Here is a 21,698-nt window from a genome sequence, read left to right on the forward strand (position 1 = left end):
GGCCTTATCGCCGGCAAGCCGGCTCCTACAGGGATTTGCAGTGTGATCGCGATTGCGTGAACACCGCTGAACACTGTAGGAGCCGGCTTGCCGGCGATGGCGTCAGGTCAGACGCTGGAATTACCGGACAAAAATCTGCGCCGTGGTAATCGCCATATCCCCACCCGGCAATTTAATGCTGCCCACCTGTTTCAGGCTGTCGGCATCAAAAATCGCCACATCGTTAAACGTCCCCGCCAGGTAAATCTTGCTGCCGTCCTTGTTGAAGGAAATGCAGTAGTAGGAATGATCCAGCGTCGCCGCCTGGAGCATTTTCTTTTCCTTGATGTCGTACTTCGCCAGGCGATTGAGCACGCCGAACATCAGGTTCGGGTCCTTCGGCGAGCGCATGCCGCTGAAGTAGATTTCCGTCAGCGGGCCGAAGTCGGTGGTTTCGGTCTTGCCGGTTTTCAGGTCGATGCTGAACAGCCCGTACAGGTACTCGGCGGTCAACGGATCCTGCTTCTTGTCCTTGAACTTTGCCGCGGTGTAGAGCAGCGAGAAGTCATGGCGATAGGTCTGCTGGTTCCACACGTAGAGCACGTCCGGTGCGCTGTAGTTCGCCCGTTTCCAGTGACGGCTGGGGATCAGCACGTCGAACTTGCCGGTTTTCACATCGACCTTGTAGACGTCCGCCCCGGCGACATAAAGCGTACCGTCGTCGCCACTCTGCATGATGGTCAGCTGCCGTGGCGCCGGGAAACTGTGCACGGGTTTGGCATCCATGCCAGCGTCGGTGGCGTAGACATCCAGTCGTGGCTGCTGAACTTCATAGCGGTCATTGAGCATCAACGTCGGGTTGGCAACGGTGAACAGCTCCTTGCCGTCATGGCTGAGGGTGAAGGCGAACATCGACTTCGCTTTCTCCCCCGGCTTTTGGGTGATGCTGGCGTGGAACACCTGTTTGCAGCTGTCCAGCTCGACACCGTAGACATCCGCGTAGTGATTGTTCAGCACGTAGGCGGTCTTGCGGTCCGGCGACAACTGGACGGTGCCCGGACCAAAGGCGTCGGGCATCTTGCAGGTCTTGAACAGCGTGTCCGTGGCCAGGTCGATCACGTGCAGGTTGTTCGGGTAATTGGTGGTCAACATGTACTCGTGACCGTCTTGCAGAGCAGTGTTTTCATCGGCCAGAACAGTGAGCGAACAGGTGCTCAGGACGGCAAACGCGGCCAGGCCGCAGGCTTTGATGCTAGGCATGCTGGAATCCTTCTTGTCTGTCCGATCACTTGTCTTTAGGGAAGACAGTGCCAAGGTTGCGCCAGTTGTCGTTGGACGCCTGGGCATCCTTGTTCCAGTCCGGGTAGGTGCTCATCATGTCCGGCACCTGGGCCGGCCACCAGCAAGGGTCGGAGCAGCCATACAGGTCGGCTTCCATCGGCTGGCACAGCGACGACACACCGCCAAACGCATCGATCTCCCAACCCGGGTCGGTGGTCGAGGCGCAGCCCGCGACAGAGCTCATCGCCACCACTTCTTCGATACGGTTTTCGGCCGCGGCCTCATCGAGTTTCAACGCTTTGTTATTGATTGCCTTGAGATGTTTCATATCAGTGAGCCTTGCGCGGAGTGATGTAGCTGCTGATAAACGCAGGGTTGTTGGCCATGATCCGGGTGTAGACCTCGATGCCGAAGTCGACCCAGTCACGCATCAGTTCGCAGTAGTGATAGGTCGGGTGGGTCGGGTCGCCGTAACGGGCGTAACTCTCGTGGTAGCAGCCGCCGGAGCAGAGGTTGCGGATCTGGCAGTCTTCGCAGCCGGTGTTGGTACGGTCGAGGCGTTGGGACAGGAAGTCGTTCAACTCAACCTGTTTCACACCGCTGTGCACGTTACCGAAGGTCGGCAAGGACGAGCCGGTGAAACGGTGGCACAGGTTCAGTTCGCCCTTGTGATCCACCGCCAGCATTTTCAGGCCGGCGCCGCATGGCAGGGCTTTTTTGTGGCCTTCGTGGATGTCGGTGATCAACTGGTGAAGGTTGGAGAAGCCGATGTTGCGGTGCTCCAGCGCCGCTTCCAGATAACGCCGACCGAGCTTCTTCATGTTGGCGAAGACTTCGATCAGCTCATCGCTAGTCAGGTTGAAGGTGCTGATGTCGCCCGAAGTCACCGGAGCAAAGCCGACTTCGGCAAACCCCAGCTCGTTGAACAAGTGATCCCAGATGGTTTCGACGTCGGTGACGCCGGTGGTCAACGTCACTCGCGCGCCCACCGGACGACTGTTGTAGCGCGACAGCAGCATCTCGGCCTTGCGCCGCACCACGTCATACGTGCCCTGCCCGCCCACGGTGATGCGGTTGCGGTCGTGCACGGTTTTCGGCCCGTCGATACTGACGGAGAGCCCGAATCGGTGGGCGTTGAGGTAGTCCACGGTTTCTTCGGTGAGCAGCGTGGCGTTGGTGGTCATCACGAACTCGACGAACTTGCCGGCCTCGCGAAAACGCTTCTCACAGTAATCGACCATGTACTCGATCAACTTGCGATTGCTCAGCGGTTCGCCGCCGAAGAACACCACGGTGAAGCGCTCTTCGTCCGGGGATTCGCGCAGCAGCATTTCCACTGACGCAATCGCCGTTTCAACGTCCATTTTTTTGCCCGCCGAGGGCTTGTCGAGGTCTTCCTTGTAGCAGTAGGTGCAGCTCAGGTTGCAGCCGGTGTTGACGTTGAGCACCACGGTATTGATCGCGGTGCGCTCGACCCGTTTGGTGCCGATGTCCGGGGTCAACGGCGAACCGTCGCTGACCAGTTCCAGCGAGATCAGCTCGCGCAGGGTCTCGGTGATTTCTTCGCCGTTGAAACGTGCGGCCAAGCGCTGGATCAGGTCGTCCGACGAACAGCCGGGACCGCGCAAGGTGTCGATGATGGTGCCCGTCAGCTCATCGCTGGCGAACAGCGAACTGCTGGGAATGTGGAACAGCATGCGGTCGGCGTCGACGTGCACTTCGTGCAGATTCCGCTCGACCAGATTCAAAATAGCGCCCATTGCAACCTCCTGTGCAGACCTCCTTTACGAGGCCTGCGGTCATTCCAAAAAGTGTCTGAAACGGTTAACGGTCAGCCAACTCAAGGAATGGATGGATTGTTCCAGCGTTGCACGGTGACGATCATTTGGCCCTCGCCGGTCAGGGATTTCCCTGCGTCGTCGACGGCGGCGATCACCTTGAGGTTGCCGGCATTGTTGGTGGACATTTTGCGTTGCGGGTTCGGCCCCGCATCGCCCGGTGTGAACACGCCGCTGTCAGCCTGCATGGTGCCGGCGAACTTGACGTCTTCGTCTTCCTTGGCGCGGTCGTCGAAGGCTTCGACTTTCCATTGCGCCGGGAACACGCCGATGCGATACGGTTTGCCGTCAGCCCCCTTGCCCCAGGCTTCGGCGTCAAAACGGCCCTGGACTTTCGGCGTCGAACCACCGCCCTCGCCGATCCGCGCCACCGAGAATTCGGGCACGACTTTGACTTCGGCGATTTTGCTGTAGACCGACAGGGTCGGGCCTTTCAGCGTGCCGACGGTGACGTTGCGCAGTCCCGGTTGGGCGTTGGCCGCAGCCTTGAGCTTGACGCGCATACGCTGCGGACTTTGCTCCAGCACTTCGACCACTTCCACGCCTTTGCCGAAGCTCGGTTTACCGCTGAGACCGCTGCCGACCAGGGTCACTTCTGACTCACTGCCAGCCTTGAGGTAACCCGGCTGCACCGCGAGCAAACGACTGCTGCCCTGCTTGGCCGCGACGAAGTCCAGACCCCGTTCATCGTGCTCGGCCTCGAACATCCGGCCTTGCATCGCATTGCCTTGGGCGGCGAACACCTGGCGCATGGTCACACCGTCGATGGTCACGTTGCCGCGCCATTCGTAGCCGGTGTAGAGAATCGCGCTGCCGTCGCCATTGAACGGCGTGCCGTCGGCGTATTGGCCTTTGACGCTAACCTTGAAGGTGTCGTCGCCAGCGGCGGTCACGCTCATTACACCGGCCAGTTCACCTTTGCCCGGCAAGTGGCCGCTGAAGCTCCAGTCACCGGCAAACGCTTCGGCTTTGGGTGCTGCGCTCAGCCATTTTTTCCAGGCCGGGTTGTCCAGCGGATAACGCTTGGCCAACAGCGGCACCATGTCTTTGCGGGCAATGTCGAACCAGTCGCGGTCGCGGGCCAACGCCTGGTATTCGAGGGACGGCCATTGACCGAGGTGGAAGTTCACCAGGCGCTCCCATTCCTGGGCCGGGCGACGCTGCAAGGCGACCCGCGCACCGGAGTGGCAGCGACCGCACATCTGGCTGGTCTGGTCGTCGAACTTCTCGACGGTATTGAGTCGACGCTCCAGCGCGTAACGCACGCCGTCCGTCTCGCTCGGCGCCAGGCCCTGGGTGTCGGCCAGGTATTTGACCAGGGTGCGGCGGTCGTCATCGCTGATCTGCAAACCATGCATGGTCTGCATCCGGGCGATGCTCATCAGCCAGCCTTCCGGGGTTTTGCGCTGGTGGCTGATGCGGCTCAGGGTGTTTTCGGCTTCAGGGGTGTGACAGCCCTGACAGGTTTCCTTGAGGATGGTCTGGGCGTCGCGGGCTGCCAGGCTGTCAGGCGAATGCAGCGCCACACACGCGGCCACGGCCAGCAGACTGACGCTCAGGCCTGATCGGAGTTTTCTCTTCATCAACGTCGAACCTCGCACGGTGCTTTCTTATTTTTGTGGCTTATCGTTTTTATGGTTTCTGCCGCCGGCGGCGCACCGCAGACGGAGGCAAGAGAAACGTCTGCGATGAGCAATACACGGAGCGTGCCAGCTTGCCGATTACCTTTTTTATCAAGCGTTTGCGTGAAGTTGAATGCGATTGGCCATGCTTGATCGAGAGCGCGTGCGTCTAATATCGCGACAGTTGTTGCAGTCTGAGACAAGCATAGATGCCTTAACCGGGACAGCTCATCGCACGACGATTGACGACAGGCCCGTGCGGGGGCGAAATGGTTGTTCACCAATTGCCGTTCAGGGGATAACGAAATGGCAAACATCACTGTCCTGGCGGGGGACTTTCTGCAGGGTGACGGAGAGTACAGAGACGGCGTTTTCACCTTGAGAACGTCGCTTCACCCGTGGCCCGGCATCACCCTGCCACTCTCCTCGTTCAAAAGCGTGGAAGTCGCCAACGAAGAGTCGATCAACAACATCAAGGACGCCATCGGCTTCGGCGTCGCCGGCGCCATGCTGCTGGGGCCCATCGGCGCGATTGCCGGTTTCATGCTGGCCGGAAAAGAAACCGAAGTGACCTTTCTGGCAACGCTGAAAGACGACAAAAAGCTGCTGGCCGCCGTGGATGGCAACACATTCGACGAGATTTCCCGGAAAATAGCAGCCTGATTGCCTGACGCGAGCCGCACCGGCCTTCAACGGTGCGGCTTGTCGCCGGTTCAGATGGAATAGGTGGGATGAATGCTCTTGTGCGCCTCGATTTCCTGGCGCATGTCCGCCACCAGCGTGGCGATGGCATGGGGACTGTCGAGTGTCCACACCGGAACGTGGGTGGCGATCAGGTCCACTTTGCCCGTCATGCAGTCACAGACCCGGATCGTCATGGACTGGTCCGCTTCCATGTTGCAGGTGCAGACGGCGGGTAGAAAACTGTGTTCGATGATGCTTTGAATTTCCAGGGTTGAAAGGAACATCGCAACCTCCCTTACGCCAGATGTATAGCAGGGGAAATGCTCCGTCATTTCACCACCGAGCCTGAAAATTCTATTCCCCAAAAGTGGGGGGCTCAAGGGCGCAACCCGGTTGCTCGTCGTCTCGACGGGTGGTCATCGGCGTTCAAGTTATCGCGCTTTGTGTCGATAACCTGCCTACACCAAACGTTAAGGGAATGACGACATGGCAATTTCTTTAAATGCTGCCTTGATCCAGCCATCGGCCGCTCAGCTCAGCCAGTCCAGCCAACCACTGACCGCGAAAACGCTGAGTGAAGACCTGCTGAAAACAGCGGTCAACATCAATCCGGCAGCGATTTACCATCCAGGCGATGAAACCCCGGCACCCAGTCCGGCCATGGAATCGATCGAGACCTGGATCGGCCGATCCCAGTCACCTGACTTCCCGCAGGTTGCCGAGCGGCACAAAAATGCCCATCAATCGCTGAAATACTCCTTCGAAGAGTTCCAGTCAGCGTTGGCCCACGCCTATCCGGATCTCGCCGACAAAAAATTTGGCTTCACCATTCAAGCGGATGGAAGCCTCAAAGCCCTCAACAGTTCAGGCCAGCTCAGTTCTTCCGATATGAATCGGCTGAACAATCTGCTGAATGCCTCCAGTTCGCTGAAATCGGCAGCGAGCAGTTACCGCGATGCCTCCATCGACCTGGTGGCCGCCGACTCCGTATGGGGTGGCAGCTACGTGGGCGGGTACAACCTGAACAAGGAAAACTTCGCCAACACCATCGATCTGGGCGCCCTGTTCTTGAAGAAAGGCTCGGTGCCAAACGCTGAAACCCTGAACGGCTTCTTCTCTTCCCAGTTGTGGAGTAAAGGCGAGCGGATGACGCGGGAGACGGAAACGGTGATGCTGGCCGAGCGCAATAAGATCGACGTGACGGCCTGATTCCGACAACAGGCGCGGAGTGCCCGAATCAGCTCAGGCCCCGTCGTTGGCCTGAGCTGAAAAAACCGTCTCTTGAATCTCAGCTGCCGTCGCGATTTGCGACAACACAGCGGAACCCGACGGCCCCGAATTTCATCCCACGCCCGCCGCCAAAGGGCTATCCGGCCCTTCCGGACAGTTGGCACAGCCATTGCGAAAGCCTCGTTCTCACGAACAACAAGAGGCCTCGCCATGACGCTCCCCTACCTGCTTCCCGCCACCTCGGCGTTCATCCAGCGCGCCCCGCGCATGCTTATCGGCGGCGACTGGGTCGAGGCTGCCGACGGCCAGACCATGCCACTGCACAACCCGGCCACCGGCGAAGTGCTGTGCGTGGTGCCGCGAGCCACGCCCGAAGACGTTGACCGTGCGGTGCTCGCGGCGCGTCAGGCGTTCGATGATTCCGCCTGGACCCGCACCCGCCCCCGCGAGCGGCAGAATTTGCTGTGGAAACTCGCCGACCTGATGGAACGCGACGCCGAACTGCTGGCGCAGCTGGAATGCCTGAACAACGGCAAGAGCGCGGCGGTGGCTCAGGTGATGGACGTGCAACTGTCCATCGACTTCCTGCGCTACATGGCCGGTTGGGCGACCAAGATCGAAGGCTCCAGCGTGGAAGTGTCGTTGCCGCTGATGCCAAACGATCAGTTCCACAGTTTCATTCGTCGCGAAGCGGTGGGCGTGGTCGGCGCCATCGTCGCCTGGAACTTCCCGCTGCTGCTGGCCTGCTGGAAACTCGGCCCGGCACTGGCCACCGGTTGCACCGTGGTGCTCAAACCCGCCGATGAAACCCCGCTGACTGCCTTGAAACTTGCTGAACTGGTGCTGGAAGCCGGTTATCCCGAAGGCGTGTTCAACGTGGTCACCGGCACCGGCATCACCGCTGGTTCGGCGCTGACCCACAACCCGCTGGTGGACAAGCTGACCTTCACCGGCTCCACCGCCGTCGGCAAGCAGATCGGCAAGATCGCCATGGATTCCATGACCCGCGTCACCCTGGAACTGGGCGGCAAATCGCCGACCATCGTCATGGCCGACGCCGACCTGAAGACCGCCGCCGCAGGTGCTGCCAGCGCGATTTTCTTCAACCAGGGTCAGGTCTGCTGTGCCGGTTCGCGGCTGTATGTGCAGCGCAAGCATTTCGACAATGTGGTGGCGGACATCGCCGACATTGCCAACGCCATGAAGCTCGGCAACGGGCTGGACCCGAGTGTCGAGATGGGGCCGCTGATCTCGGCGCGCCAGCAGGAACGGGTTTACGGGTACATCGAAAAAGGTCGGGAAAGCGGTGCGACGATTGCCTGCGGCGGTGAACAATTCGGGCCGGGATTCTTCGTCAAACCGACAGTGATCGTTGATGTCGACCAGAAGCACTCGCTGGTGCAGGAAGAGATCTTCGGGCCAGTGCTGGTGGCCATTCCATTTGATGATGAAGCCGACGCGTTGCGCATGGCCAACGACAGTCCCTACGGGCTTGGCGCGAGCATCTGGTCGAATGATCTGGCGGCGGTGCACCGGATGATTCCGCGGATCAAGTCGGGCTCGGTGTGGGTCAATTGCCACAGCGCCCTGGACCCGGCACTGCCGTTTGGCGGGTACAAGATGTCGGGGGTTGGGCGGGAGATGGGGTATGCGGCGATTGAGCATTACACCGAGTTGAAGTCGGTGTTGATCAAGCTGTAGTAGCGGCGCCCTCCAGGCCCCCATCGCTAGCAGGCTAGCTCCCACAGGGAAATACATTCCAATGTGGGAGCGAGCCTGCTCGCGATAGAGCCAGACCAATCGCTACAAATATCAGGGCTTGAATCCCTGCCCCAACAACCAACTGCGAACCATCCTCCCCTGCTCCACCGTCAACCCGGCTAAAGCTTGTTCCGCCGGTTCAGTGCGCAACCGCCGCACCAGCGGCGCCAACTCAACCCCCTGCACATGCCAGATCCCCAACGGCTGATCCGCTGTGATCACCACCTCGGCCTCATCCACAAACCCATCCTTCAACACCGGCGCCCGCTCGATCCGCAGCGCGGCAAAATCCGCCTCGGCATGCGCCACCTCGGCATCCGGCCACTGCCGCCGCGCCTGCCAGAATGGTTGATCCAGCCAACGCTGCTCATCGGCATAAAAGTCCCGCCCGATCCGCGCAAAACGCAAAAACAACTGCTCTACCCGCTGTTGATGAAAGCGCTGTGCCAACGCCGCCCGCTCAGGTTTTCGCAACAACGTGTTGATCACCGTCGGCGCCTGCAACGCCGAGGACAAGGACTGAAAGATGCCATTGCCCGACAGCGGGTCCACCGCCATCGCCGCATCGCCGACCCGAATCCAGTTTTCGCCGCACACCTGCGGGCTCAGAATCGCGGTGCTGCTGCGGGCGTGCAGCTGTAGATCGACCTCATGTTCGACACCAAAGAACTCACGCGCCAACGAGGAACCCTGGCGCTGCTGGCGACAGTAATCGAGCAACTGCGCCTTGCCCGGCAGCTCGGCGCTGGCGACGTCCACCGTCCATTGCCAATAACACTGACCGTCCGCCCGCCGCGCCATCCACGCCCAGCCGTCCGCAAGGCTTTCCACGGCACTGGCGGTGTTGCCCGGCGCGCCTTGCCAGCGATTGAGCAGGCTGACCGTCTCCGGCCCGCGCAGCCCCTTGCCGAGTGCCGGTGCCTGGCGTCCGCGCGCCTCCACCAGAAAATCGGCAACCAACGCTTCGAGCCCTTCGATCTCGACCCGATGTCCCTCCGCTGAGGTCTGAACGCTCAGCACCCGACCTTCAATCAGCTCAACGCCTGCCAGGCGCAGGTCCTCGCGCAGTCCTCGATCAAAGCTCGGGCGGTCCAGCAGGAATTCGATGTTTTGCGCATGCTGCTGACCGTTCCACGACACCTGCCGCTGCGACGGCAACGCCGCATCCGCCAGCGCCTGATGCAGACCGGCACCGCGCAAGGCCTCCAGCACCCGCAGCGAAACGCCCTCCAGCGCGGCGAACCGGCGCCACTCGCTGACCAGCGTCACGGGGTAACCGAGTCGCCGCAAGCCCAAGGCAACCGCCGCCCCCGCTGGCCCCGCGCCCAGAATCAGGATCATGCTCCGAAGCGCCGTTCAGGACCGCGATAACGGGCATTCTTGCGCAGCCAGTCGATGATCTGTTCGTTGCTCGCCTCGGGTTGGGAAACCAGGAAACCGGCAATGTGCCCGCTCAACGCCGCGCAGCCCAGACTGGCACCGGACTGCCCCGGATACGTCCCGTGCACGCACGCCGCGAAATCCGCCTGAGCGCTGTTGAGCCATGACCATTCCTGTTCGGCGCAACGCGCATCGCCGGTCACCCGCAGCACCTGTGGATAATTCGCCGGGAACACACCCTCGCCCTGCGCCGGGCTCGACGCACACAGCAAAATGCCCTGCGCTACCGCTGCCGCGCAGGCTTCGCGCAATAGACTGCGGTCCTGGCGCAAACCGAGGCTCAGATTGATCAGCCGAACGTCCTGCGCCACCAGCCAGTCAATCGCCGTGGCGATCTGCAAGGCGCTGGTGACGCCGCGCTGGTCGAACACCTGAGCCACGCAGAACACCGCCGAAGGAGCCCGATGACTGATGGCTTCGATCACCGCGCTGCCGTGGCCGAGCGGGTCGTCGCGCAAGTCACTTTCGGCCAGGCCGTCCGCCAGCAACGAGAACCGTCGTCCGGCGATCACCTGCACCCGCTGCGCCGCCGAATGGCCGCTGTCCACCACACCGATTCGCAGTTCAGATTTCATGCTGCACCGTTTTCGACGTGAGCACGCCGTCGAGCAATTCGAAGCGCAGGTCGGCATCGGCCAGGGTCGATGGGCGATGACTGATGAGGATGCGCGTGCGTCCGGCAAACAGTCGGTCGATGGCCTCGATCACTTCGCGCTCGGTGGCTTCATCCACCGCCGAAGTGGCTTCGTCGAGCACCAGAATCAGCGGGTCCTGCAACAGTGCCCGGGCGATGGCGATGCGCTGTTTCTGCCCGCCGGACAACTGCTGACCGCGTTCGCCCAGCGGACTGTCGAGGCCTTCGGGCAATGAGGCGATCAGGCTGTCGAGTTGCGCCAGCCGCGCCACGTCGGCGATTGCTTCACGGCTGGCGTCGGGCACCGCGTAGGCCAGGTTATCGGCAAGGCTGCCGCGAAACAGCACGATGTCCTGACTGACCACGGCAATCCGTCGGCGCAACTGGAACAGGTCCAGTTCCCGCAGGTCGACTTCGCCGAGCAGCACCCGCCCGGACTGTGGATCGTGATGCCGTTGCAGCAAATCGATCAGCGTCGATTTGCCGACCCCAGAGCCGCCGCTCAGGGCGACTTTCAATCCGTAGGGAATCCGCGCTTCGATGCCGCGCAAGGTGCTCGGCCGACCGGGATGGCTGAAGTGCACGTCGTCGAAACGCAATTCGCCGGAAGTTGGCATTGACCGAGGTTCAACGGGGCTCAGCACGGTCGGTTCTTCACCGCGCAATTCCATGACGCGCCCCAGACTGACCGTCATCCGCTGAATCGCCACGTAGAGCCCAAGCAGACTTTGAACCGGTCCGACCGCCATCCCCAAGTACGTGGAAAACGCAATCAACGCGCCCAGTTGCCACGTCCCTTGCACCACCCAATAACCGCCAATCAAAAACGCACAGGCACGGGACAGCGAGGTCAGCGTGCCCGGCACCGCCTGGGTGAAAAACTCGGTGACTTGCAGGCGCAGCAATTGACTCATGTAGCCCTGCCCCAACGCCTCCAGACGCCGCGACTCACGTTGCTGCTGACCGGCCGACTGAATGAATTTCATCACCGGCAGGGTCTCGACCATGAACGACGACATGTCCGCCGAACGCTCGCGCAACTGGCGCACATCGCGCTCGACCTTGCGCCGCATCCAGCGCAGCCAGAGCACGTCGAGGGGAATCAGCACCAGCGCCAGCAGCGACAACTTCCACGACAACGTCAGCAGCATCGCCACGGCGACCACCAGGCCGATCACGCTCGACACTGCCGAGAACAGCGAGTCCACGGCGAAGCGCTGGATCTCCGCGACGTCGCCATCGAGGCGCGACATCAGGTCGCCAATGCGCCGTTGCCCGTAGAAGCTCGGCGACAGGGTTTGCAAATGCCGATAAAGGTCGTCGCGCAGCGAAAACAGAATCCGCCCGGACAGCCGCGTGTGCAGGTAACGATTGATCCCCGAGAGCGCCGTGCCGAGCAGCCCTGCGACGATCATCAACCCGGCGATCAGCACCAGCATGGGGAAGTTGCGCGCCAGCAAGCCATCGTCGATCAGCAGCTTGGTCAGCCAGGGTTGCACCAGCACCAGCGACGAGGCGCAGACCGACAGAGCGAGCAGTCCGGCAATCGCCAGACGGTGCGGCCGCACAAAACTGTAGAGCCAGCGCAACGCCGCTTGCAGGGCTTCGGGATTCTGGCTGTCGATCAGCCGAACGATCAGGCGCTGCATCACGAACGCAACTGTTTGAGCTTGCGGTACAAGGTTGCGCGGCTGATGCCCAGGGCGTCGGCAGCGGCCGAGACGTTGCCCTGATGGCTGTCCAGGGACTGGCGAATCAGCTCCAGTTCGTTTTCGCGAATGCTCCCGGACGCCGGCCGCTCGCTGGCGTTCAGTTCGTCGAGCATGCTGTCGGGCAAGTGATCGAGGGTGAGGACGGTGTCCCCCGGTTCGCGCATGGCCAGCGCCGTGCGCAAGACCATTTCCAGTTGGCGGATGTTGCCCGGCCAGTGGTAACCCGCGAGCAAGCGGTTCAAGTCGTCATGCAGGAGCATGGCCGGTGCTTCTAGCCTGGCCAGCAGACGACCGACCAGCGCGTTGAAATCGTCGCGTTCGCGCAGGGCCGGCAACATCACGCTGATGCCGTTGACCCGATAGAACAGGTCTTCACGGAAGTGTTTTTCTTCGACCAGACGCTTGAGGTCGCGGTGGGTCGCGCAGATCAGGGCGACGTCGATGTCCTGTTCTTCACCGGCGCCCAAAGGCGCGACCTTGCGGTCCTGCAACACGCGCAGCAGACGCGCCTGCAAGGCCAGCGGCATGTCGCCGATTTCGTCGAGAAACAACGTGCCGCCATGGGCCTGTTGCAGACGCCCGACCATGCCGCCGCGACGGGAACCGGTGAACGCGCCTTCGCGGTAGCCGAACAGTTCCGACTCGATCAGGCCTTCGGGGATCGCCGCGCAGTTCACCGCGACAAAGGGTTTGTCGCAGCGGCTGCCAGCCATGTGCAAAGCGCGCGCGATCATTTCCTTGCCGGTGCCGGTTTCGCCGAGCAGCAACACCGGCAACTCGTTGGCCAGCCCCTGACGGGCCATGCGCAGGGCGCGGGCATAACGGACGTTGCTGCCGGCCAGGGCGTCGAGATCCGGTTGAGGTTTGGCGGTTTTGGCGGTGCTGCGCGGCGGCGTGCTGACGTTGATCGAGCGCTGCGGCGCACGCAGGGTTTTGTAGAAGAACTCACCTTTGGCGGTCTGCAAACTGCCGACGCCGCCCTGGTGCAAACGCGACAACAGTTGCAAGCCGTCGACACCGAGAAACTCTTCGCAACGGCGACCGACCAGCGCCGAGCGTTCGGCATGGAGCAACTGACACGCCTGGGCGCTGACCGCAAGAATCTGCCCACCAAGGCTCACCGCCAGCAAGCCCTGCCAAGGGGATTCGAGGTACTGCCGACGGCTGTGGAACGCCAACACGATCTGGTCGGGGAAACTGGCGTTGAACACCCGGCTTTCAATCTGGCTGACCGCCATGGCCAACAGCGCGGTGCTGTCGTGAACGCGGCCGAGCGGGCCTTCGCGGGTCAGGTCGAGGACGCCGAGGATGTCGCCTTGCGGGCAATAAATCGGCACTGAGGTGCAGGAGAAATCGGTCAGGCGATCGAGGTAATGCTCGCCGCAATCGATCATCGTCGGCCGGGCTTCCACCAGCGCGGTGCCCAGCGCGTTGGTGCCGCGAGCGGCTTCGCTCCAGCAGGCGCCAAGGGTGAAGTCCTGCAGGCCGCTGCCCTTGAGGCGATCGGCACGGCCTTCGACCGCGAGGATGGTCGCGTCGGAGTTGGCGAGGATGATCAGGCCTTCCTTGCCTTGGCGGTCGGCCAGGTAATCGATTGCCGGCAATGCCGCGTCGATCAGCAGGCGATTGTTCGCCAGCAGCACGTCGAGGCTCGCGCTCGATTCCAGCGCCAGTTCATGTTTGCTGTTGAAATGCACGCCATGGCTGAGGCTGCGTCGCCACGATGCATCGATTTCCGCCCGCAATACGCCATCGGGGACTTCACCCTCAAGATGGAGTTTTTCCCGGGCCAGCCGGGCTTCGCGGTGCAGCTTGGGGGAAGTTGTTTTTATTAGCGTCATCAAGCGCTCCGGATCGGTCCGCCCTGCGCTTTTTTAAGTTCAGCGCCCTGCCGCAATCTTTACGTTAACGTCAGGGCGATGGCAAGTGCCTTACAGCGCTTGTGTTCTTTCAAGCCAACCGCGTCATCGTTCATCGCCGGCAAGCCAGCTCCTACAGGTTCGGCGTTAACCACAATTTAGCGTTCACACCAATCCATTGTAGGAGCTGGCTTGCCAGCGATGGCGGCCTCCCAGTCCACAAAGAATCAGATCCGCCACACCTCGGGCCCGACAAAAAACGCCCGTGCATTGTCCTCAAGACTCTCAAGGTGATACCCACCCTCCTGCACAATCAGGCACGGCAACCCAAGGCTGCGAATCCGCTCACCCAGCCGCGCAAACCCTTCCCGCGTCACCGCCACTTTGCTCTGTGGGTCCAGCTCGAAAATGTCGAAACCCAGGGACAGCACCAACACCTCGGCAGCAAAATCCTTCACCGCCGCCAGCGCCACCTCCAGTTGCCCAAGAAAGTCCGCCTCACTCGAACCGTGGGCCATCGGCAAGTTCAGGTTGAGCCCCTCGCCCGCCCCGGCACCGCGCTCATCCGCAAACCCGGCAACCCCCGGATAGAAGTTGGTCGGATCGCCATGCACCGAGATGTACAGCACGTCATCGCGGTCGTAGAAAATCTCCTGAATCCCCTGACCGTGATGCATGTCGGTGTCGAGCACCGCGACGCGTTCAAACCCGCCGCGCAACACCTGCGCAGCCACCGCCGCGTTGTTCACATAGCAGAAACCACCGGCCGCTTCGGCCCGGGCGTGATGCCCCGGTGGGCGGCACAGGGCGTAAGCCGCCGGCTCGCCATCAAGCAACGCCTGCGCGCCGGCCACTGCGCTTTGCGCCGACCAATAGGCCGAACGCCAGGTCTGTTCGCCCACCGGGCAACTGCCATCCGCGAGATAACGTGCGGCCTGAGCCAGGATTCCGCGCAGAGCGTTTGGCTCACGGACGAAGATGTTCGACATCACTTCGTCGCCCCAATCTTCCGGGATTTCCTTCCAGCGCTGATGCGCTTCCTGGAGAAACGCCAGGTACGGCGCACCGTGCACCGCCAGCAGCGGATCAAGTCCGGCATCCACCGGCTGCTCGACTTTGAAGCCCAGCGAGCGAGACGCCTGCACCAGTCGCTGCGCACGCTCCGGCACTTCCTGCGGCGTGCGCATCTGTCCGCGGGAGTAATAGCTGCGTGGATGGTGAAGCAATTGTTCGGGATGGAAAAAACTGCGCATGGGATTGATACCTGTCAGATAACGTAATTCTCGAATCCGAGTGCACCCTCCTGTAGGAGCGAGGCTTGCCCGCGAAGGCGGTGTGTCAGTCAAACGTCGATGTTGTGCTGACGCCTTCGCGGGCAAGCCTCGCTCCTACACGGATCGGGTTTATTCAGTTCTGCCGGCGCGGGACAGCACGGCGTTGAGCAGCACGTCGGTGCCTTGCCGCACGTCTTCCGGCAGCACGTCTTCGGCTTCGTTATGACTCAAGCCGCCGACGCACGGGATGAACACCATCGCCGTCGGGCAGAACCGCGCCAGGTGAATCGCGTCATGCCCGGCACCGCTGACAATCGATTGCTGAGCGTAGCCCAGGGCATCCACAGCGTGCTGCACCGCCGCCACGCAGTTCGCGTCGAACGGAGTCGCCGGGCTGATCCAGTGCGGGGTGATCGTCAAGTTCAGGCCGCGACCGTCGGCAATCGCCTGCAGCCGCGCGCGTACTTGCTGCTCCATCGCCTCGATGGCGTCGTCGCGGTGATGACGCAGGTCGACGGTAAAATTCACCAACCCCGGAATGGTGTTGCGCGACGACTTGTTGATGCTCAACTCACCGACGGTGGTCAGTCCCTCCGGGGCGAAATCGGTGGCCAGACTTTCAATCGCCTGAATCATCCGCGCCACGCCGTACAGTGCATCCTTGCGCAGGGGCATCGGCGTGGTGCCGGCGTGAGCGGCCATGCCTTCGACCCGCACGTCGAGCCAGCGAATCGCCTGGCCGCCGCTGACCACGCCGATGCTCTTGGCGTTGTCTTCAAGGATCGGGCCTTGTTCGATGTGGGCTTCAAAATACGCATCCACCGCGCCGCCCAACGGACGCTCGCCGGCATAACCGGTACGTTTCAGCTCATCACCGACGCTAATGCCTTCGGCATCACGCACCGCCAGCGCCGCGTCCAATTGCATGATGCCGGTGAACACCGCCGAGCCGAACATCGCCGGGGTGAAGCGCGCGCCTTCTTCGTTGGTCCACACCGCCACTTCCAGCGGCTTGCGGGTCTGGATGCCGAGGTCGTTGAGGCACCGTACCACTTCGAGGCCGGCGAGCACGCCGTACACGCCGTCGAAGCGTCCGCCTTCAGGCTGGGTGTCGAGATGGCTGCCCATCATCACCGGCGCAGCGTCCGGGTCAGTGCCGGCGCGGCGGGCGAACAGGTTGCCGATGGCGTCCACGCTCAGGGTCATGCCGGCTTCGCGGCACCAGTGGGCAAACAGTTCGCGACCGGCCTTGTCTTCATCGCTCAAGGCCAGGCGGCAACTGCCGCCACGGGCGGTGGCGCCGATTTCGGCCATCGCCATCAGACTCGCCCAAAGGCGTTCGCCATTAATCTTCAACATAAGACTCTCCAAAAATATTCGAAACGACGATCCCCTGTAGGAGCCGGCTTGCTGGCGATAGCGGTGGGTCAGTCAACCAATTGATTCACTGGACAGACGCCATCGCCAGCAAGCCGGCTCCTACAGGTTCAGATGGTGGCTAGCTCAACGCGTTCAGCGCTGGCATGGCGACGAGCAAGGGACAGAACGCAGACCAGCGAAGTCGCAGCAATCAGGCTGTAGAACAGCGCCATCGGCCACCATTGACCGGCGAATTTATGCGCCAGCAGCGTGCCGATCAGCGGCGTCAAACCACCGGCCACGGCGCCACAGATCTGATACGCCAGCGAAATCGCCGTGTAGCGCACGCGGGTCTCGAACATGCCGCTGACGTACCCGGCGATCACCGCGTAGAACGACGCCATGCACACCACCGCCAGCGCGATGCCAAGGATGATCAGCGGTGCCTGGCCCGAGCTGACCAGCACGAACATCGGGTACGGCGAAGCCATCGCCAACAACGACACCAGGCACAGGAAACGCGTGGCGCCGATTTTTTCCGCGAGCCACGCCGCCAACGGCTGGATGCAGAACTGAATGATCGCCACCACAAACAGGCACTCGAGGATCAGCGAGCGCGGCAACTGCAGTTGCTGGGTGGTGTAGGCGATCATGAAGGTGTTGGTGAAATACACCCCGGCAATCCCCAAGGTGTTGGCGCCGATGCACAACAACAACGGACGCCACGCGGTGCGCAGGACTTCCATGACCGGCGCCTGCTCTTTACGCGTGCTCTTGGCGGCGAGTTCACGACTGGCGAGGAATTCCGGAGACTCGTTCACGCCCAGTCGAATCGCCAGCCCCACCAGCAGCAGCAACGAACTGGCGAGGAACGGCAGACGCCAGCCCCAGCTCATCAGGTCTTCTTCCGGCAAACGGGTGACTGCGCTGAATGCCAGCAGCGACAGGATCAAACCGGCCGGGCTGCCAAGTTGCGCAAAGGACGCGAAGAAATTGCGCCGACCTTTCGGCGCATGCTCGCCGGCCATCAAGACCGCCCCGCCCCACTCGCCACCCACGGCAATGCCCTGGACGATGCGCAGCAGAATCAGCAGTACCGGCGCTGCGGCGCCGATCTGTGCATAAGTCGGCAGCAAACCGATGCAGACCGTGACCACGCCCATCATCAGCAAGGTGATGATCAGCGATTTCTTGCGCCCGATGCGGTCACCGATGTGGCCGAAGATGATCCCGCCCAACGGCCGCGCGAAGAAGCCCACAGCGAAGGTGCCGAACGCGGCCATGGTGCTGAACAGTTTGTCGTCGGAGGGGAAGAACAGCGCACCGAACACCAGCGCGGCGGCGGTGGCGTAAATGTAAAAGTCGTACCACTCGATCATGGTGCCGATGAAGGCTGCGGCTGCCGCACGGCGTGGCTGGGAAGAAGCTGGGGGCTTCATGGTTCGGACTCCATTGATTGTTTTTTTGGCAGGAGAAAAGCAGTAAATCCAAGGCACTCTGACGGTGCCTGTCTGGGAGTGATTTATCGTCCCGAGGCTATGATTAGTCAATTTTCTATTTATTATGCGCAGTATTACGACAGCTTATAATCGAGAGCCACATGGTCGAACGCGATGTGCAACGCCTGCTCAATGACCGACTGGACTGGAACCTGCTGCGCACCTTTCGGGTGATCGGCCAGGAGCTGAGCATCAGCCGCGCCGCCGCCCGCCTGCACCTGACGCAACCCGCCGTGAGCCAGGCATTGAAGCGTCTGGAAGAACAACTCGGCCGCCAACTGATCGCCCGTCGCGGTCCACGTTTTGCCCTGACCGAAGTCGGCGAGCAGATCTTCGCACTGGCCGGGGAAATCTATGGGCAGATGTCCCAGGTCAGCAGCGTGCTGGAGCAACCGGCCGACGAAGTGATCGGCAAGGTGCGCCTGCTGATCATCAGCCGGATCTACTCGGAACGCTTCGATGACTTCCTCGCGGACTTCCATCGGCAGCACCCGCGGGTCGATCTGGAGGTGGATGTGATGCGCAGCTCCGACATCGTCAGTGCGCTTCAGGAAAAAACCGCGACGCTGGGGCTGAGCCTCAATCGCCGTCCGCAACCGCGCCTGGAGCAACGGTTGTTCCTGCGTCAGCGCTATGCGTTTTTCTGCGGCAAGCATCATGCGATGTTCGGCCAGCAGAACGTCGACCAAGGGGATTTGCAGCGGGAGAATTTCGTCAGTTTCACCAGCGACCAGATCGGCGGCATGCTCTCGCCGCTGACGATTTTTCGCGATCAGCAGGGCTTCAGCGGACGCATCGTGGCGTCGTCACCGAGCCTGGAAGAAGTCCGGCGACTGGTGATCGCCGGGTTCGGAATCGGCTGTTTGCCCGAGCACGTAGTGGCGGCGGACGTCGACGCCGGATTGCTCTGGCGCCTGCCGCCCCACGAAGGGATCGCCGACGTGGACATTCATTTGCTGTGGAACCGCGAGCAGCGCATGAGCCGGGCCGAAACGATATTCATCGAGAGCCTGCAACGCTGCCTGACGGCTTAGACGCGCAACACCTGCGCGACCGGTTCACCGGCACGCAAACGTTCGAGCAAGCGCGGCTCGGCATGATCGGACGCCAGCGCCTGCTCGATGACACCGGCCGCAGTGTGCCAATCGAGAAACAGCACGCCGTTGTCGTCCGCCAGCACCAGATCACCCGGCTGCACGGTGACGCCTGCGCAGTGAATCGGCTGGTTGATCTGGCTGTCGCCGCGACCGTGCAGCTTGGTGGTCAGCAGGCTGGTGCCGCGAGCGAAAACCGGCAATCCGCCCTCTCGCAGCTCCAGCAAATCAGTCACGGCACCGTCGACCACGATGCCCGCCGCCCCGGCACAACTCGCGGCACAACTGGTCACCGCGCCGACCGGTGCGTGTTGCCAGTCGCCGCCGGTGTCGATCACCAACACGTCGCCCGGCTTTATCAGCGCCAACGCCTGGTTGACGGCAATGGCATCGGCGCCCACCAATTTCAGGGTTAGCGCACGGCCCACCAGTTTCACATTGGGTACCATCGCCCGCAGTTGCGAGTCGGCAAAACCCGCCTCCAGAAAATGGCCAAGGGTTGGAAAGCTGACCGCTTTGAACTGCTCGACCAACTGTGATTCATCCATGCTGCGACTCCCTGGCAATCACCTCGGCCACACAGTCTATTTCCAGCGACACGCCCCACAGTGCCACGCACACCGTGGTTCGCGCCGGCGGTGCATGGCCGAGAAACTCGCGATACACCGCGTTGAACGGCTCCAGTTGCGCGGGATCGGTGAGGTACGCGTTGACCTTGATCACGTGGCTGAAACCCGAGCCGGCTTCAATCAGGATCGCCTCGAGATTGCGCAAGGTTTGCCGCACTTGCTCGGTGAAATCGGCGGGCTGCTCATCGAGTGTGCTTTGGGCCGGAATCTGCCCGGCGGTGAACACCAGATGGCCGCTGACCACCGCTTGAGAGTAAGGCCCGACCGGGCCGATGAAGCCCGGAGCGGATTGAATTCTGCGCATGCTGTTGAGCTCCATGAATCAGGCCGCAGCCGATTTGAAAGGTTTGCGAACGGGTTGATCGGCGGCCGGCTCCGCCGCCGGGATTTCGCTGATGTCACGCTTGAACGTCTCGGTCAGCAGCAACAGCGCCAGCAAGGAAATCAGCGCCGCGCCGATCATGTACCAGGCCACCGACGAGCCTTTGCCGGTCGCTGCGAGCAACGCAGTGGTGACGATGGGCGTTGCGGCGCTGCCCAGCAGGCCGGACAGCATGTAGCTGATCGACAGTCCCGAATAACGCACGCGGGTGCCGAACAACTCCGCCAGGAAGGTCGCGATAGGCCCGTAGTTGGCGGCGAATGCAGTCATCAACAGCAAGTAGCCGAAGATCACCAGCGACAGCTCCTTGGTGTCCATCAGCCAGAACATCGGGAACGCGACCAACGCCTCAGCAACGATGCCGGCGACAATGATCGGCTTGCGACCGAATCGGTCCGACAACGCGCCGAACACCGGCAGCATGACGATGCACCAGGCGCAGGACAGCAGCACCACGCCCAGCATCACGCTGCGACTGAAACCAAGATTCTGCGTGCCGTACGTCAGGCCGAACGCGACGATGATGTTGAACGACGCGCCGGTCGACATCGTCGCAATACCGCCGAGCACCACTTGCTTCCAGTACTTGCGGAAGACTTCGGCCAGCGGCATTTTCACCTGCACTTCCGCTTCCTTGACCTTGTTGAAGGCTGGCGTTTCGGCGATGTTCAGGCGGATGTACAAACCCACGGCGATCAGCAGCACGCTGGCCAGAAACGGAATGCGCCAGCCCCAGGCCAACAGGTCTTCAGGCGACAGCCACGCGGCGATCACCAGGAACGCCAGGTTGGCAATCATGGTCCCGGCCGGGACGCCGATCTGCACCCAGGAACCGTACAGGCCGCGCTTGTTGGCCGGCGCATGTTCCACCGCCATCAACACCGCCCCGCCCCACTCACCGCCCAGCGCCAGGCCTTGAATGACCCTCAGCAATAACAACAGGATCGGCGCCCATATCCCGATGGCCGCGTAATTGGGTAACAAACCGATCGCGAACGTGGCGGCGCCCATGGTCAACAGCGAAATCAACAACATTGACTTGCGACCCAAGCGATCACCGAAGTGCCCGAACAATGCCGCACCGACAATCCGCGCCAGATACGCCGAAGCGAAGGTGCCGAATGCCAACAATGTGCCGATCAGCGGCACGAAGTCCGGGAAGAACACCTTGTTGAAGACCAACGCCGACGCGGTGGCAAACACAAACAGGTCGTACCATTCCACCGTGGTGCCGATGACACTGGCCACGGCAACTTTTTTCATGCTGATTGCAACTTCCGGCGGGGCACCGGACTTTTCTGCGGACGATAGATCGCTCATCACTGACTCCAGGAATTCTTCAGAACTCGTTTATTTAATTGTTTTGACTGGCAGTAAATCGTTTGAGAGTGAGGGATTGTTGTTATGTCTCGCCCAACTGA

Annotated in this window: 19 protein-coding genes; 4 read left to right on the plus strand and 15 right to left on the minus strand. The window is 61.7% G+C overall.

All coding sequences use genetic code 11. From position 1 onward, the window contains the following. Positions 1-120 precede the first annotated feature (120 nt). The 4 genes from peaD to peaA all read right to left on the minus strand — a co-directional run bounded on the left by peaD (position 121) and on the right by peaA (position 4,681). A complete protein-coding gene (gene peaD, locus IB254_RS16240) occupies positions 121-1,239 on the minus strand; it encodes a quinohemoprotein amine dehydrogenase subunit beta (RefSeq protein WP_192418073.1) in 1,119 nt (372 codons plus the stop codon). Between the two features lie 25 nt (positions 1,240-1,264). Beyond that, the gene (gene qhpC / locus IB254_RS16245; RefSeq protein WP_008027961.1) at positions 1,265-1,588 is read right to left on the minus strand and encodes a quinohemoprotein amine dehydrogenase subunit gamma; all 324 of its coding nucleotides are present in this window, start codon (positions 1,586-1,588) and stop codon (positions 1,265-1,267) included. A 1-nt stretch (position 1,589) separates the two neighbouring features. After that, positions 1,590-3,020 carry a quinohemoprotein amine dehydrogenase maturation protein gene (gene peaB, locus IB254_RS16250; protein WP_046032632.1) on the minus strand — a complete coding sequence of 477 codons (1,431 nt, stop codon included), beginning with the start codon at positions 3,018-3,020 and terminating at the stop codon, positions 1,590-1,592. Between the two features lie 80 nt (positions 3,021-3,100). Then, a complete protein-coding gene (gene peaA / locus IB254_RS16255) occupies positions 3,101-4,681 on the minus strand; it encodes a quinohemoprotein amine dehydrogenase subunit alpha (protein WP_192418074.1) in 1,581 nt (526 codons plus the stop codon). A gap of 345 nt (positions 4,682-5,026) precedes the next feature. On the opposite strand from peaA, the gene IB254_RS16260 reads away from it, so the two are divergent. Then, complete coding sequence (locus tag IB254_RS16260; protein WP_192418075.1) at positions 5,027-5,383, plus strand: hypothetical protein; 357 nt, start codon at positions 5,027-5,029, stop codon at positions 5,381-5,383. Between the two features lie 50 nt (positions 5,384-5,433). Here the strand turns inward: IB254_RS16260 and IB254_RS16265 are convergent, their stop codons facing one another. Then, positions 5,434-5,688, minus strand: coding sequence for a DUF1652 domain-containing protein (locus IB254_RS16265; RefSeq protein WP_008027970.1), 255 nt, complete (start codon positions 5,686-5,688; stop codon positions 5,434-5,436). 202 nt (positions 5,689-5,890) lie between these two features. Here IB254_RS16265 and IB254_RS16270 point away from each other — a divergent pair, with 202 nt between their 5' ends. Then, positions 5,891-6,613: a hypothetical protein gene (locus IB254_RS16270; protein WP_192418076.1), complete on the plus strand. Its 723-nt coding sequence runs from the start codon at positions 5,891-5,893 to the stop codon at positions 6,611-6,613. 231 nt (positions 6,614-6,844) lie between these two features. Further along, positions 6,845-8,335 (plus strand): aldehyde dehydrogenase family protein, encoded by a 1,491-nt coding sequence (locus IB254_RS16275; RefSeq protein WP_008039918.1) that lies wholly within the window; start codon positions 6,845-6,847, stop codon positions 8,333-8,335. Between the two features lie 111 nt (positions 8,336-8,446). Here IB254_RS16275 and IB254_RS16280 read toward each other — a convergent pair whose 3' ends face one another. The 7 genes from IB254_RS16280 to IB254_RS16310 form a co-directional block, all read right to left on the minus strand. Next, positions 8,447-9,736 (minus strand): tryptophan 7-halogenase, encoded by a 1,290-nt coding sequence (locus tag IB254_RS16280; RefSeq protein ID WP_192418077.1) that lies wholly within the window; start codon positions 9,734-9,736, stop codon positions 8,447-8,449. After that, on the minus strand, positions 9,733-10,410 hold the full coding sequence (locus tag IB254_RS16285; RefSeq protein WP_008027979.1) for a S8 family serine peptidase: 678 nt from the start codon (positions 10,408-10,410) through the stop codon (positions 9,733-9,735). The genes IB254_RS16280 and IB254_RS16285 overlap by 4 nt, the downstream gene beginning before the upstream one ends. After that, positions 10,400-12,118, minus strand: coding sequence for an ABC transporter ATP-binding protein (locus tag IB254_RS16290; RefSeq protein ID WP_192418078.1), 1,719 nt, complete (start codon positions 12,116-12,118; stop codon positions 10,400-10,402). The genes IB254_RS16285 and IB254_RS16290 overlap by 11 nt, the downstream gene beginning before the upstream one ends. Next, positions 12,118-14,022, minus strand: a complete 1,905-nt coding sequence (locus IB254_RS16295) for a sigma-54-dependent Fis family transcriptional regulator (RefSeq protein ID WP_192418079.1) — start codon at positions 14,020-14,022, stop codon at positions 12,118-12,120. Before IB254_RS16295 ends, IB254_RS16290 begins: the two co-directional genes overlap by 1 nt. 245 nt (positions 14,023-14,267) lie before the next feature. Further along, positions 14,268-15,293 carry a histone deacetylase family protein gene (locus tag IB254_RS16300; RefSeq protein ID WP_192418080.1) on the minus strand — a complete coding sequence of 342 codons (1,026 nt, stop codon included), beginning with the start codon at positions 15,291-15,293 and terminating at the stop codon, positions 14,268-14,270. Positions 15,294-15,443: 150 nt separating this feature from the next. After that, positions 15,444-16,673 carry a Zn-dependent hydrolase gene (locus tag IB254_RS16305; RefSeq protein WP_192418081.1) on the minus strand — a complete coding sequence of 410 codons (1,230 nt, stop codon included), beginning with the start codon at positions 16,671-16,673 and terminating at the stop codon, positions 15,444-15,446. Positions 16,674-16,801: 128 nt separating this feature from the next. After that, on the minus strand, positions 16,802-18,112 hold the full coding sequence (locus tag IB254_RS16310; protein WP_192228853.1) for an MFS transporter: 1,311 nt from the start codon (positions 18,110-18,112) through the stop codon (positions 16,802-16,804). Positions 18,113-18,273: 161 nt separating this feature from the next. Between IB254_RS16310 and IB254_RS16315 the strand changes: the two genes are divergently transcribed. Continuing rightward, positions 18,274-19,206: a LysR family transcriptional regulator gene (locus IB254_RS16315; RefSeq protein WP_008027993.1), complete on the plus strand. Its 933-nt coding sequence runs from the start codon at positions 18,274-18,276 to the stop codon at positions 19,204-19,206. Here IB254_RS16315 and IB254_RS16320 read toward each other — a convergent pair. Genes IB254_RS16320 through IB254_RS16330 form a run of 3 tightly spaced genes read right to left on the minus strand, consistent with a single transcriptional unit; the run spans position 19,203 to position 21,597 of the window. After that, on the minus strand, positions 19,203-19,814 hold the full coding sequence (locus IB254_RS16320) for an RraA family protein (RefSeq protein ID WP_192418082.1): 612 nt from the start codon (positions 19,812-19,814) through the stop codon (positions 19,203-19,205). The genes IB254_RS16315 and IB254_RS16320 overlap by 4 nt on opposite strands. Further along, entirely contained in the window at positions 19,807-20,199 is a 393-nt protein-coding gene (locus IB254_RS16325; protein WP_192418083.1) for a RidA family protein, read from the minus strand. The genes IB254_RS16320 and IB254_RS16325 overlap by 8 nt, the downstream gene beginning before the upstream one ends. An 18-nt stretch (positions 20,200-20,217) precedes the next feature. Next, a complete protein-coding gene (locus tag IB254_RS16330; protein ID WP_192418084.1) occupies positions 20,218-21,597 on the minus strand; it encodes an MFS transporter in 1,380 nt (459 codons plus the stop codon). Positions 21,598-21,698 lie beyond the last annotated feature (101 nt).

This window comes from Pseudomonas sp. PDM03, assembly GCF_014852385.1.
In the GTDB taxonomy this organism is placed as follows: Bacteria; Pseudomonadota; Gammaproteobacteria; order Pseudomonadales; family Pseudomonadaceae; genus Aquipseudomonas; species Aquipseudomonas migulae.